The organism is Micromonospora sp. NPDC048040 (assembly GCF_055587185.1).
The window spans coordinates 24,929-38,627 of the sequence record NZ_JBVJGT010000037.1; the positions used below are offsets into that span (position 1 = coordinate 24,929).

A 13,699-nucleotide genomic window follows, 5' to 3' on the forward strand; every position below is an offset into this window, starting at 1 on the left:
ATGAGCTCGTCGTACTTGCCGTCTTTGATTCTGCGGGAGTACCTGCACACGGTGGCGACCGTCCACCCCCAACTGCGCGAGGTGCTTGATTTCGAGCGCCCGGGTGCGGCTGCGGCGCTGGCGGAACTGGCCGCCACCGTGAGCGAGTTCGACACCGACTCCACCGGCCGGGGCGACTCATATCGCCGGGCCCAGCGCGACACCCTGGTGCGCTGGACCGGAATGCGGCAACTGCTGGAGCTGACCACGCCGGCCGGATCCGAGCCGGTCACCCTCATCCTGGACGTGCTCGGCGGTGACGGCACCGTGGCGCGCGCGGCGAGCAGCCAGTCCGCCTGTTTCGAGTCCAAGCTGGAGTTCATTACCGGTGACCTGTCCGGCCACATGATCGACAAGGCGCTCGCGCACGGCCTGCCCGCCGTACGCCAGGCCGCGCACTTCCTGTTTCTGCGCGACGCCAGCCTGGACGCGGTGCTGCTCGCCTACGGAACGCACCACATCCCGGCACACCAGCGGCCGCTGGCGGTGGCGGAGGCGGCCCGGGTGGTCCGCCCCGGTGGCCGGATCGTGCTGCACGACTTCGACGAGTCGAGCCCGATGGCCGGCTTCTTCGGTGACGTGGTGCACTCGCACGCCTCCGGTGGCCACGACTACCAGCATTTCAGCCGGGCGGAACTGACCAGCCTGTTCGCCCAGGCCGACCTGCCGGTGCGCATCGTCGACCTCTATGACCCGCTGATCGTGCGCGCCGACACCGCACAGTCCGCGTACGCGCGGATTCGCGACTATGTCGGCGACATGTACGGGGTACGGGAGTTCTTCGCGACGCTGAGCGATGACGAGGTGTGGCGGTTGCTGACGCACCACTTCGACCACACCGGCTACCTGGCCGCGCTCGGTGGCCGTGACGGCATCCCGGCGCGGCCGGTCGTCTACCCGGCCGACGGGCAGTTCGTCGCCGAGGTGCCCCGGATGGCGATCGTCGCGGTCGCGACAAGGACGGCATGACCCCCATGTCCAGCCCGCGCTACCTGCTCGATCTGGTACACCGGCCCTCGGGCGCCGACGCCGACCGGCCCGCGATCGTCGCCCCCGACGGGGAGCTGAGCTACGCACAGCTGTGGGAGCGGATAGGCGCGACGGCCGAACTGCTGCGCCGGGCCGGGATCAGGCCCGGGGACCTGGTCGGCCTCTACCTGCACCGGTCCGCCGACTACGTGACGTCGCTGCTGGCGACGCTCACGGTGGGCGCGGTCGCGGTGCCGGTCGATCCCGAGCTACCCTCCGGCCGGGCCGAGCAGATGCTCGCCATGGCCGCACCCCGGCTCGTCCTGTACGCGGACCGGCCCGCCACCGTCGCCGCGCCGGCGGGCACGGGCTGGCGCGATGTGCGTACCGCCACGGTGGTGGCGGGGACCGACCTGCCGGATCGCGCGGGCTGGCTGCCGCCGGGGGAGCAGGCCGCGCTGGTGTTGTTCACCTCGGGTTCCACCGGCCAGCCGAAGGGTGTCGTGCTGCACCACGCCGGGCTGGTCAACCGGCTGGCCTGGGGCCACGACTGGTTCGGTTTCGCCGCCGACGACCGGGTGCTGCACAAGGCGTCGATCGGGTTCGACGCGTCGGTGCACGAGATCTTCTCCCCGCTCATCGCCGGTGGCACCGTGGTCATCGCGGGGCCGGGCCTGCAGTTCGACAGTCTCGGCCTGGTCCGGCTGATCCAGCGGGAAGCCGTCACCACCGCGCATTTCGTGCCGACCATGCTGCGGCACGTGCTCGACGAGCCGGAACTCGCCGGATGCGTCACGTTGCGGCGGGTGCTGTGCGGCGGTGAGGCGCTGGACATGCAGCTGGTCCGGCGGTTTCGTGCGGCGCTGCCGTGCGGGCTGTTCAACGGGTACGGCCCGAGCGAAACCTCGATCAACGTGTCCTACTGGGACTGCTCGGAGGCGTACACGGGCAGCATCGCCCCGGTCGGCCGGATCATCGGCGGGGTGTCGGCGCGGGTGCTGGACGAGGAGTTCCGGCCAGTCGCCGACGGCGAGACCGGAGAGCTGTGGATCGGCGGGGTCGCGGTCGGCCTGGGCTACCTGCACGACGACGAGCGGACAGCGCAACGCTTCCGGCCCGATCCGGCACAGCCGGGTGCCCGGCTCTACCGCACCGGTGACCTGGTACGGGTCGCGCCGCAGGGTTTCCTGGAGTTCCAGGGCCGGGTCGACGACCAGGTCAAGATCCGGGGCATCCGGGTGGAGCCGGGCGAGGTCGCCGCGGTGCTGCGCAAGCATCCCGCCGTGCACGACGCGGTGGTCGTGGCCGTCCCGGACGAGGATTCCGGGCCGCGCCTGGTCGGGTACGTGGTGCCGCAGCCACGGCGGGCCCCGACGATCGGCGGGCTGGCCCGGTTCCGGCTGCCCAACGGCATGGCGGTGACGGCGGCGTCGCCGGACGAAGCGGTCTTCCTCTACCGGCAGATCTTCGACCACACGGAGTATTCGCGGTTCGGCGTACGCCTCGGTGACGGTGCGGTCGTTGTCGATGTCGGCGCCAACATCGGCCTCTTCTCCCTGTGGACGACCCGGCAGGCGCGCGACGTGCACCTGATCGCGGTCGAGCCGAACCCGGACACGCTGCCGTACCTCCGGGCCAACCTCAGCCTCTACGCCGAGTCCGCATCCATCGTCGAGGCCGCGGTGACCGATACGGCGGGCACGGCCACGCTGATCTCGTTTCCCGAGCTGAGCTACCTGTCCGGCCTGGGCGCCGACCGGCCCGAAGCCGCGTCGGACCTGGTCCGCTCGCATTACCGGCAGGGTGGCGGCGACGCCGACGAGGCCGAGCAGGCCGCGCTGCTGGCCGACGCGCACCGGCGCCTGACCCCGGTGGCGCACGCGGTGCCGACGGTGACCCTGTCCGAGCTGCTGGACCGGTTCGGGCTGGACCGGGTCGACCTGCTGAAGGTCAACACCGAGGGCGCCGAGCTGAGTGTGCTGCGCGGCCTGCGCCCGGAGCACTGGCCCCGCATCGGCCAGGTGTGCCTGGAGGTCGAGCGCAGCAGCGTGACCGCGCCGCAGGTGCGCGAGCTGCTGTCGGCGGCCGGGTTCGAGGTGCACGAGATCGGTGACTGGAACGTCGGCGCGGACGCCGACGTCAGCTACATCTACGCGATGCGGCCGCACGATCAGCCGCAGGCGGCCTCGCCCTGGGACGAGCCCGCCGACCAGCTGCTGACAACCGGGCTGCTCCAGGGATACCTGGCGTCGGTGCTGCCGCCCGCGATGCACCCGGACCAGCTCGTCTTCGTCGACAGCCTGCCCCGCCTGCCCAACGGCAAGGTGGCCCGGCTGGAGCTGCCGCCGCCACCCCGGCGGCACACGGAAGCGGCCCCGGATCAGGGCAGCGCCCTCGCCGACCGGCTGCGCGAGGCGTGGCGGGTCACGCTCGGCGTCGATGCCGTCCAGGACGACGACAACTTCCTCGCCCTCGGCGGACACTCGCTGACCGCGCTGCGGGTGGCGCACCGGGTGCGCGAGATGGCCGACCTGGAGGTGTCCCCGGCGAGCTGCCTGCGCGCCGGGTCCTTCGCCGACTGGCTGGCCCGGGTCACGGACGCGGGACGCGATGTCAGCCCCCCTCGGTAACGCGCCGCGGCACGTCGTCGTGGTGGGCAGCGGCCAGCTCGCCCGCTCGCTGTGCGATTCCCTGGCCTCGACGCACACCCCCCAGCGGATACGCGTGACCGTGCTGGCCCGCGACCTGACCGCCGCAGTCCGCGTGGCCCGGGGCGCGCAGGTGCGCGCCACCGTCGCCGGGACCCGGGTCGACTTCACCGCCCAGCCGTTCACCGCCGAACCGTCCACCGACCCCGGCGACGGGTACGCCGCCGACGCCGCGTCGATGGCCCGGCTGCGCCCCGACGTGCTGGTCTGCGCCGCGTCGACCCAGTCGCCGTACGAGCGGGTGCACACACCGTCGGCCTGGACGGAGCTGGTCGCCACGGCCGGCTTCGGGGTGACGCTGGCGTTGCAGGCCGAGCTGGTGTCCCGGCTGGCCGCCGCGCTGGCCGGCGGCGCACCGGACGCGGTGCTGGTCAACGGCTGTTTCCCGGACGCGGTCAACCCGCTGCTGGCAGCGCTGAATCTGCCCGTGCTGTGCGGCATCGGCAACGTGGCGACCCTGGCCGCGTGTCTGGACGCCGCGTTGGGCCGTCCCGGGCCGGGGCGGCTGGCCGTGCTCGGCCACCATGCCCACCTCGCCGCGCCCGGCCCGGACAACACCGGGAACGACACCGCCGAGGTACGCGCCTGGCTGGACGGCCTGCCCGTCCCGGACGTCACCGGGCTGCTGGCCGACTACCGTGCCCTGCCCCGGCCGGAGCTGAACGCGCTGGCCGGGCATGCCGCCGCCGCCCTGGTGGCGGGGCTCGCCGCCGACGCGGGTGAGGTCGTGGCGAGCCTGCCCGGGCCGCTGGGCCTGCCGGGCGGCTATCCGGTCCGGCTCAACGGTGGCCGGGCCGAGCTGCGGCTGCCGCCCGAGGTCAGCGCGGCGCAGGCCGTCGCCTGGAACACCGCCGCCGGGCACCGTGACGGCGTCGAGGTCAGCGACGGCCACGTGCGCTATCCGGAGCGTGCCCGGGCGGCGCTGTCGGCGTACCAGCCGGAACTGGCCGAAGGCTGGCGCGTGACCGACCTGCCTGAGGTCTTCGCTCGGTTCATCGCCCTGCGCGACCATCTGCGAACGGTGCCACCGGCGCCGGCGCCCCGTGTGTTGGAGGAATCCCGATGCCCGTGACCGCCCCGACCACACGCAACCTGATCACCGACTACTACGACGTCATCGCCTCGGCGGTGGATCAGTGCGGCGCCGTCCCCGGCGGCCCTGCCGGGACGCCCGGCTTCGCGCCCGGCTTCGACCTGCCCGAGCTGACCCCGGCGGTGCGCGAGTTCTACGCCGCCGCCACCGCGAGCTGGTCCCGGCTGGGCGAATACGGCGGGCACAACCTCCAGCTGCTCGACCTGACAGCGAACCCGGGCACCCAGACCACCAAGACGTTCGCGTCGATGGTGATCGTCGCCCGCGCGGTGGAACACGTCCGGCGCACCGGGAACCGGCTGTGCATCTTCACGCCGACCTCCGGCAACAAGGGTGTGGCGCTGCGCGACGCGGTGGCCCGCGCCTACGCGGCCGGGCTGGCGACGCCGGAGCAGCTGTCCATCGTGGTGCTGGCACCGCAGTCGACCCGGCACAAGTTCCGCCACGACGCGCTGGCCGCCGACCCGCAGTCGCGCCAGGTCAACCCGCTGCTGCGGTACACCGGCAGCGACCCGGAGGGTGTGAAGGCGCTCGGCCGCGCGTTCGTCGACGAGTACGCCGCCACGATGTACGACACGCACGGCGTCACGCTGTGGTACAGCCTGGACCTGAAGAACTACCTGGTCGCGGACGCCGCCCGGGCCGCCTTCGAGGCTGACGTGGCCCCGGCCAGCGCTGCCCGCCCGCGCTGGCACGCGCACGCCGTCTCCAGCGCTTTCGGCCTGCTCGGCTACAACCTCGGCCGCGACGTGCTCGAAGCGGCGGGCAAGGCCAGCCCCGCCGACCGCCCCGGCTTCCTGCTCGTGCAGCACCTCGGTACGCCCGACATGGTGCTCAGCCTGCGCCACGGTTCGTTCGACCGGAACAACTGCCCGGCCTACACCCTGGACGAGGGCGTGGGCGCCTGGACGCAGGACAAGGACGCGCACTTCCCGGCCGTCACCGATGACCCGGCCGAGGTGCTCGACCCCACCTTCTACACCCACCGCCCGGTGACCTCCCCGGCGATGAACGCGTTGATCGAGCGGCACGGCGGCGACGGCATCGTCGTGTCGCGGCGCGAATGCGCCCAGCGCTACCCGGTGGCCCGGGACTGGCTGGCCAACGCCGGGCTCACGCTGCCCGCCGACCCCGAGCAGCTGCGGGAGTGGTCGATCATGATGGCGCTGACCGGTGTCTGCAACGCCATCGACCGCGGCCTGGTACCGGCCGGGCACGACATCGTGGTGCACGGCACCGGGAGCTACTCCAACGACTTCGCCGTCGCCGACGCGGACGCCCAGGTGTCCACGGTCGCCGACGTCGCGGCCGCCGTCCTGAACACATGATGAGCCTGACGTACTCCGACCGCCCGCTCGGCCTGTCACCCGAGCGGGCTACCTGGCTTGCCGCGCAGGCCCACGCCGCCGGGGTCACCCCGGCCGCGGTGGTCCTCACCGCGACCGCCCTGCTGGTACGCCGGTACACCGGCGCCCAGGTCGTGACGCTGCGGCACGGCGACGACCTGGTGGCGCTGGACCTGACCGCCGACGCCCCGATCCGCGAGCTGTGGCGGTCGGTGCGCCCGGCACCGCCGGGTGCCGCCCCCGACGCCAGCATCCAGTTGGGCCCTGACCTGGGCGATGGCGTCCTGTCGGGGCTGCCCAGTGACTACGCCGACGACCTGTGCGCCGACCTGACCGAGTTCCTGTCCGCTCTCGACCCGGCCGCGTCGTCGGCCGACGTGTTGCCGTCGGCCCGCTACGAGCAGCGCCCGGCACCACAACTGGCCCGGCTGCACGGTGGCGACGGCACCGAAGCCGACGGCGTACGCGGTGACACGATCCCGGCCGCGTTCGCATCGGTCGTCGCCACGTACCCGCAGCGGACGGCGGTGCTGGCCGACGACGCGACCGTGACCTATCGCGAGCTCGGCGCCGCCGTAGCCGCGACCGCCGTGGCCCTGGCCGATCCGAGCAACGTCGCAGCGCCGCCCGCGCCGGTCGGGGTGCTGTGCCGCCACGGCGTCGCCACGGTCACCGGCATCCTGGCGGTGCTGGCGTCGGGGTCCGCGTACGTGCCGCTGGACACCGTGTTCCCGGCGGCCCGGCTGGCCGGGATGCTGCGCGACGCCGGGGTGCGGGCCATCGTCACGGACCCCGAGCACGCGCGGCTCGCCGCCACGCTGGCCGCCGAAGCCGGGCGGCCGGAGCTGCCGATCGTGCACCTCCAGCCGGGCACATCCCGCGCCGACCTGTCGGTGCTGCCGGGGCCCGCACGGCCGGACGACCCGGCGTACGTGCTCTACACCTCCGGGTCGACCGGAACGCCGAAGGGCGTGGTGCAGAGCCACCGCAACGTGCTGTTCGGCGTACGCAACCACGTGCGTAACTTCGCCATCCGGCCGGACGACCGCACCAGCGTGCTCACCTCGTTCGGCTACGACATGGCGGTCACCGACACCTTCAGCGCCCTGCTGTCCGGCGCCGCCGCCGTCCCCGTCGACGTTCGCGCACACGGCCTCGGCCACCTGACCAGCGCCCTCGCCGACCGGAGCGTCACGATCTACCACTCCACCCCGACCGTCTACCGATACCTGGTGGCGAGCCTGGGCGAGGGCGGGCGGCTGCCGTCGATCCGCGCCGTCGTGCTCGGCGGCGAGGAGGTGACCAGGCACGACGTGGCGCTGGCCCGGCGGTCGTTCGCGCCCGGCGTGGTGTTCGTCAACGGGTACGGCACCACCGAGATCAGCTTCGCCGCGCAGCACCACCTGCCGCCCGGCGCGGAGCCGGAGCAGGCCGTCGTGCCGATCGGGCACCCGCTGCCGGGCATCGAGGTGGTCCTGGCCGACCCGGCCGGGCGCCCGACCTGCCTGACCGGCGAGGTGATCGTGCGTACCCCGCACGTCGCGCTGGGGTACCTGGGCCTGCCGGAACTCACGGCGGCCCGGTTCATCGAGCACGACGGGGTGCGGGCGTACCGGACCGGCGACATCGCGCGGCGGCTGCCCGACGGGATGCTGGTCTACCTGAGTCGCAGCGACCGGATGGTGAAGATCCGCGGCTACCGGGTGGAGCTGGGCGAGATCGAAGCCCACCTGGCCGGGTTGCCCGGGGTGGGCCAGGCGGCCGTGGTGGCCCGGCGCAGCGCGGCCGCCTCCGGCACCGGCGAGCACGAGATCATCGCGTACGCGGTCCCGGCCATGGGGGCGAGCATCGAGCCGGGACGGCTGCGGGAGCAGTTGACGGCGGTGCTGCCGGACTTCATGGTGCCCCGGGCCGTAATGGCGGTGGCGCAACTGCCGATGGGCCCGACCGGCAAGCTCGACCAGGCCGCCCTGCCCGATCCGGATGCCGAGGCCGTACGAACCGTCGCGGGGGCTGGCGGGCTGCCGTCGGGGCCGGTCGAGGAGCTGATCGCGGCGGGCTGGTGCGCGGTGCTGGGACTGCCCGCCGTGGACCGTCAGGTGAGCTTCTTCGAGTTGGGCGGGCATTCGCTCCAGCTCGCCCTGCTGCAGCGGCACCTGGAGGAACGCCTCGACCGGCGGGTGCCGCTGGCCCGGCTGGTGGAGTTCCCGACGGTGGCGGCGCTGGCGGCACACCTGGGGGCGGCGGCGGGCGCTGACGGCGTACCGGCGGATGGTCGTTTGGCGGCAGTCGGGCACCGGATGGCGCGGCGCAGAGCCGCGCGGCGCGGTGGCAGCGGGGAGGGTGGGACGTGAGCGAGGACGACCAGATCGCGGTGGTGGGCCTGTCCTGCCGGGTGCCCGGCGCGGACGACGCACCCGCCATGTGGCGGAACCTGCTGTCCGGGGTCGACTCGGTGCGTCGGTTGACCGCTGCCGAGGGTGCGCCCACCGACCCCGACTGGGTGCCGGCGTTCGGGCGGCTCGACGACCTCGACGGTTTCGACGCAGACCTGTTCGGATATCCCGCCGAGCTGGCGGCGCTGCTCGATCCGCAGCACCGGCTGTTCCTCGAGGTCGCCTGGCGCGCCTTGGAGGACGCCGGAATCGATCCCGACCGCGACCCGGCCCAGGTCGGCGTGTTCGCCGGGTGCGGCCTCAACCGCTACCTGCACCATCACCTGCTGGGCAACCCCGCTCTGAAGCCCGGCTTCGGTGGCCTGGCAGAGGACTGGGACGACGCGCTGACCGGCTCGGGCTGCGACTACCTGCCGACGCGCACCGCGTACGCGCTGGGGCTGGCGGGACCGGCCGTGGCGATCCAGACCGCCTGCTCGACATCGCTGGTCGCGGTGTGCCAGGCGGCGCAGAGCCTGCTGGACTACCGCTGCGACGTGGCGATCGCGGGTGGCTCGGCGGTGGTCTCGACCCGGCAGGCCGGTTACCGCCTGCGGCCGGGCGGCCTGCTGGCCACGGACGGGGTGTGCCGCCCCTACGACGCGGCCGCGACCGGGCAGGTGTTCGGCAACGGTGCCGGTGCGGTGGTGCTCAAGCGCCTCGCCGACGCGCGTGCCGACGGCGACAACGTCTACGCCGTCCTCCCGGGCTGGGCCGTGAACAACGACGGCGCCGACCGGCCCGGCTTCACCGTACCGGGCGTGGCGGGGCAGGCGGCGGTGCTGGCGGAGGCGCTGGCGTCGGTGGGCTGGGACCCGGCCGACGTGGGCTTTCTGGAGGGTCACGGCACCGGCACCTCGGTGGGGGACGCGATCGAGGTCGACGCCCTGACCCGGGTACGCCGGGGCAGCCGCAGCCCACTGCTGCTCGGCTCGGTGAAGGGCAACCTCGGCAACCTGGACGCCGCCGCCGGCGTGATTTCCCTGATCAAGGCCGTGTACGCCGTCCACACCGGACAGGCGCCGGGGACGGCGCACTTCACCGGCGCGCACCGCGACGTCGACCTGGCCGCGGCGGGTGCCGAGGTCAGCGCGCAGACCCGGCCGTGGGCCGGGCAGCGGCGGGCCGGGGTCAGCTCGTTCGGCCTCGGCGGCACCAACGCGCACGTGCTGGTGGAGCAGGCACCCGATGCGAACGACCATGACGAGTCGGACAGCTCCGGCGGCGAGCTCGGACAAGGTCATGGCCGGGTGGTGCTGGGGCTGTCGGCGGGAAGCCCGGCGGCGCTGCGCGAGCTGGCCCGGCGGCTGGCCGAGCGGCTGGCCGTCGGTGACCTCGCCGTGGCGGACGTGGCGCACACGCTGGCGGTCGGACGGCGGCGGCTGGCACACCGGGGTGCGGTCGCGTGTGCCGACGCCGAAGAGGCCGTTGGGCAGCTGACCGCGCTCGCGCAGGGCGCACCGGTGGCCGACGACGCCGCCGCGCGCTCCTGGCTCGACGGTGACGACCTGCCCGTGGCGCCGGGCCGACGGGTTCCGCTGCCCGGCTATCCGTTCCAGCGGACCAGACACTGGATCGAGGCAATGCGATGAACGGCCCCCACCTGCCCTATCCCGAGCTGTGCCTGCCCGACCTGGTCGCCGGGCACGCCCAGCGGCGTCCCCACGCGCCCGCCGTCGTGCAGGGTGACCTGACACTGAGCTACGGCGACCTCGTCGGCCGGGCCAGCGCCCTCGCCGCGTCGCTGCGCGCTCACGGCATCGCCCCGGACGACCTCGTCGGTGTCTGCGTGGACCGTCGTCCGGACCTGGTGGTTGCCCTGCTCGGCGTGCAGGCGGCGGGCGCGGGGTATGTCCCGCTCGACCCGGCGCTGCCGCCGCAGCGGTTGCGCGAACTGTCCGCCGAGGCCCGCCTCCACGTCATCGTGGGTGCGCCCACCGCCGCACCCGAAGCCTTCGGCGACCTGACCGTGCTGGGCGTACCAGCCGAAACGGCGCCCTGGCAGCCGACACCGGCGACGCTGTCCACCACGGCGTACGCGATGTTCACGTCCGGGTCGACCGGGCAGCCCAAGGGCGCGGTGATCGAGCACCGGGCGCTGACCGAGAAGGTCGTCAACATCGCGGACTTCGCCGACTACGGCGAGGCGACCCGGTGCCTGGCCTTCGCCTCGATCGGGTTCGACGCGTCGGTGGCCGACCTGCTCGCCCCGCTCGCCGCCGGAGGCACGGTCGTGCTGGCCGGCGACACCGAGCGGGCCGGCCCGACCCAGCTCTACCAGGTGTGCGCCGAGCAGGGCGTCGACGTCGTGGTGCTGCCGCCGCCGATCCTGCCGCTGCTGGACCCGGCCCGGCTGCCCGGCGTACGACTGGTGATGACCGGCGGGGAAGCCACCGGCCCGGAGCAGGTCGGCCGGTGGACCGAGGGAGGCCGCCGGTTCATCAGCGTCTACGGCCCGACCGAGGCGACCGTGCTGGTGACCTGGTTCGAGGGCAGCGGCATCTGGACCCGCCCCATCCCGATCGGCAAGCCCGCCGCCAACCACCGCATCCACCTCGTCGACGACAGCCTGCGCGAGGTCGGTCCCGGTGAGATCGGCGAGGTGCTCGCCGGCGGGCCGGGACTCGGCCGCGGATACCTGTTCGACCCCGCGCTCACGGCGGAGCGGTTCATCCCGGATCCGTTCACCGAGCAGCCCGGGCAGCGGCTCTACCGCACCGGTGACCTGGCCCGCTGGCTGCCGGACGGGAGCCTGGAATTCCTCGGCCGAGCCGACCGGCAGGTCAAGATCCGGGGACAGCGGATCGAGCTCGGCGAGGTGGAGGCGGTGCTGCGCCGCCACCCCGAGGTCGGCAACGCCAGCGTCCAGGCGCGCGGCGGCCCCGGCGGCCAAGAACTCGTCGCGTACGTGGCGACCGGCCTGGCCGTGGCGGACCTGCGCGCCTACTGCGCGCGGCTGCTGCCGCCCGCGGCCGTCCCGGCGCGGATGTTCACCATGGCCGCGCTGCCCATCACCATCAACGGCAAGATCGACACCGAGCGGCTGGCCGCACTCACCGCCGCCGAACCCGCCCCGGCACCCCAGAGCGAGGCACCGGCCACCGACACCGAGCGCCTGATCGCGCAGGCCTGGGCGGCGCTGCTGGACGAGCCGGCCGTCGGCCGCGACGCCGACTTCTACAACCACGGCGGACACTCGATCACCGCGATGCGGCTGGTCGCCGACCTGCGGGAACGGCTGGCCCGCGACATCGCGATCGAGGACGTGCTGCTCGGGCGAACGCTGCGCGGCATCGCCGCCCGCGCCGACGCCGCCGCCAAGGCCAGCCCCGCCACCGCCACCCGGGGTCGACCACCGGCCCTGTCCCCGGCGCAGCAGCGGCTGTGGTTCCTCGACCGCTACTTCCTCGCCGCCGCGTCGGCCTACAACGTCGCCTTCGCCGAACGGCTCACCGGCCCCCTCGACATCGCGGCCCTGGCCACGGCGCTCACCGCCGTCGCCGACCGCCAGCAGATCCTGCGCTGGCGCATCCCGGACACCGACGGCGTCCCGTACGCCGTCGCCGACCCGTCCGCGCCGGTGCCGTTGCCCGTGCGCGAACTGGCCCCGGGCACGGACCTCGCCACCCACCTCGCGGCGGCTGCGGCGGCACCGTTCACGCTGGCCACCGACACGCTGTGGCGGGCCGAACTGATCCGGACCGGGGCCGACGAGCACGTGCTGGCCGTCTACGCCCACCACGCCGTGTTCGACGGCTGGTCCCAGTCACTGTTCTACGCCGACCTCGCCACCGCCTACCGCGCGGCGCTCGGCGACGGGACGCCGCTGCCGGCCCTGCCCGCCACCTACGGCGACTATGTCGCGTGGCGCGCCGACCGCGCCCGGCGACGCGCCGAGCAGGACCTGAACTGGTGGCTGGAGCACCTCACCGGCGTACCCGTCGTGCTCGAGCTGCCCGGGGGACGGGACCGGCCCACCGAACAGACCTTCACCAGCGCGACCGTGACCACCCGGCTGGACCGGGCCACGACGGCCGCCCTCACCGACCTCGCCGCCGGACTCGGCGCGACCCCGGCCGCCGCCGTGCTGGCCGCGTTCGCGCTGGTACTGGCCCGACGCACCGGCCACCCCGACCTGGTCATCGGCACACCCACCGTGGACCGGCGAGCCGCAGAATTCGAGCACATGATCGGGTTCTTCATCGAGATCGCACCACTGCGGCTGCGTCAGACCCCCGACACGGGCTTCGCCGAGCATGTGCGCGCCGCGTGGGAGGAACTCCTCGCCGCGCTCGCGCACCCGGAAGCGCCGGTGGAACGCATCGTCGGCGGGCTCGGCCTCGGCGGCCAGCTGGACCGCAGCCCGCTGGTGCAGGTGCTGTTCAACATGTACACCTTCGACGAGCCGACGCTGGACCTGGCCGGGCTCGGCAGCGAGCCGGTGCCGGTGGCCGCGCCCGGGTCGCCGTTCGACCTCACCCTCTACGGCGTGACCCGCGACGGGCAACTGCGAGTCGAGATCGTCTTCAACCCGGACGTCTACGGCGCCGGCCTGATGGCGGCCGTGCTCGGCGAGGTCGAGCAGATGCTGCGGGCCGGAGCCGCCGATCCGCGGCAACCCGTGTCACAGCTGCCCGGCTGGACGGCCATCCCGGCCGGGAAACCGGGCGACGTGACCCGGGCCGCCCGGGTCAAGCGGACCGTGGGCCGGTCGGGCGCGATCACCACACGCCCGGCCACCGCCACCGAACGCCAGATCGCGTCGGTCTGGTGCAACGTGCTCGGCGTACCAGAGGTGGCGGCGACGGACAGCTTCTTCGACGTCGGCGGTGGCTCCCTGGCCGTCGCCGTCGTGCAGCGGCAGCTCAACCGGCTGCTCGGCACGAACCTGCGGCTGGTGGACCTATTCCGCCATCCGACCGTCCGCACGCTCGCCACGCACCTGGACGACATCCGCGCGTCCACGCAATCGCCCGGTGAGAACGCGGAGGACGCGGCGGTGGAACGGGCCGCGCGCCGCGGTGCCCTCCGCCTCCAGCGCACCCGGCACCGTCCGGCCGGCGAGCCCGCCGTGGAGGGTGATCCGACGTGACGCACCTGGTCCCACTC

At 73.9% G+C, this 13,699-nt stretch carries 8 protein-coding genes (1 of these 8 only partly in view); all 8 read left to right on the forward strand.

What is annotated here, in order from left to right; all coding sequences use genetic code 11:
* Tightly spaced (each overlapping or abutting the next), the 8 genes in view from ACZ6O2_RS26225 to ACZ6O2_RS26260 form a layout consistent with a single transcriptional unit that may run on beyond the window.
* A complete protein-coding gene (locus tag ACZ6O2_RS26225; protein ID WP_466024692.1) occupies nucleotides 1–1,008 on the forward strand; it encodes a class I SAM-dependent methyltransferase in 1,008 nt (335 codons plus the stop codon).
* Nucleotides 1,005–3,638 (forward strand): amino acid adenylation domain-containing protein, encoded by a 2,634-nt coding sequence (locus ACZ6O2_RS26230; RefSeq protein WP_466024693.1) that lies wholly within the window; start codon nucleotides 1,005–1,007, stop codon nucleotides 3,636–3,638. The genes ACZ6O2_RS26225 and ACZ6O2_RS26230 overlap by 4 nt, the downstream gene beginning before the upstream one ends.
* Nucleotides 3,619–4,788 (forward strand): potassium transporter TrkA, encoded by a 1,170-nt coding sequence (locus ACZ6O2_RS26235; protein ID WP_466024694.1) that lies wholly within the window; start codon nucleotides 3,619–3,621, stop codon nucleotides 4,786–4,788. The genes ACZ6O2_RS26230 and ACZ6O2_RS26235 overlap by 20 nt, the downstream gene beginning before the upstream one ends.
* A complete protein-coding gene (locus ACZ6O2_RS26240; RefSeq protein WP_466024695.1) occupies nucleotides 4,779–6,137 on the forward strand; it encodes a DUF6002 family protein in 1,359 nt (452 codons plus the stop codon). Before ACZ6O2_RS26235 ends, ACZ6O2_RS26240 begins: the two co-directional genes overlap by 10 nt.
* Nucleotides 6,134–8,509 carry a non-ribosomal peptide synthetase gene (locus tag ACZ6O2_RS26245; protein WP_466024696.1) on the forward strand — a complete coding sequence of 792 codons (2,376 nt, stop codon included), beginning with the start codon at nucleotides 6,134–6,136 and terminating at the stop codon, nucleotides 8,507–8,509. The genes ACZ6O2_RS26240 and ACZ6O2_RS26245 overlap by 4 nt, the downstream gene beginning before the upstream one ends.
* Nucleotides 8,506–10,182: a beta-ketoacyl synthase N-terminal-like domain-containing protein gene (locus tag ACZ6O2_RS26250; RefSeq protein ID WP_466024697.1), complete on the forward strand. Its 1,677-nt coding sequence runs from the start codon at nucleotides 8,506–8,508 to the stop codon at nucleotides 10,180–10,182. The genes ACZ6O2_RS26245 and ACZ6O2_RS26250 overlap by 4 nt, the downstream gene beginning before the upstream one ends.
* Entirely contained in the window at nucleotides 10,179–13,682 is a 3,504-nt protein-coding gene (locus ACZ6O2_RS26255; RefSeq protein ID WP_466024698.1) for an amino acid adenylation domain-containing protein, read from the forward strand. Before ACZ6O2_RS26250 ends, ACZ6O2_RS26255 begins: the two co-directional genes overlap by 4 nt.
* On the forward strand, nucleotides 13,679–13,699 hold the beginning of the coding sequence (locus ACZ6O2_RS26260; RefSeq protein ID WP_466024699.1) for a lantibiotic dehydratase. 2,295 nt of this gene lie beyond the right edge of the window; only the first 21 of its 2,316 coding nucleotides appear in the window; its start codon is at nucleotides 13,679–13,681; its stop codon lies beyond the right edge, outside the window. The genes ACZ6O2_RS26255 and ACZ6O2_RS26260 overlap by 4 nt, the downstream gene beginning before the upstream one ends.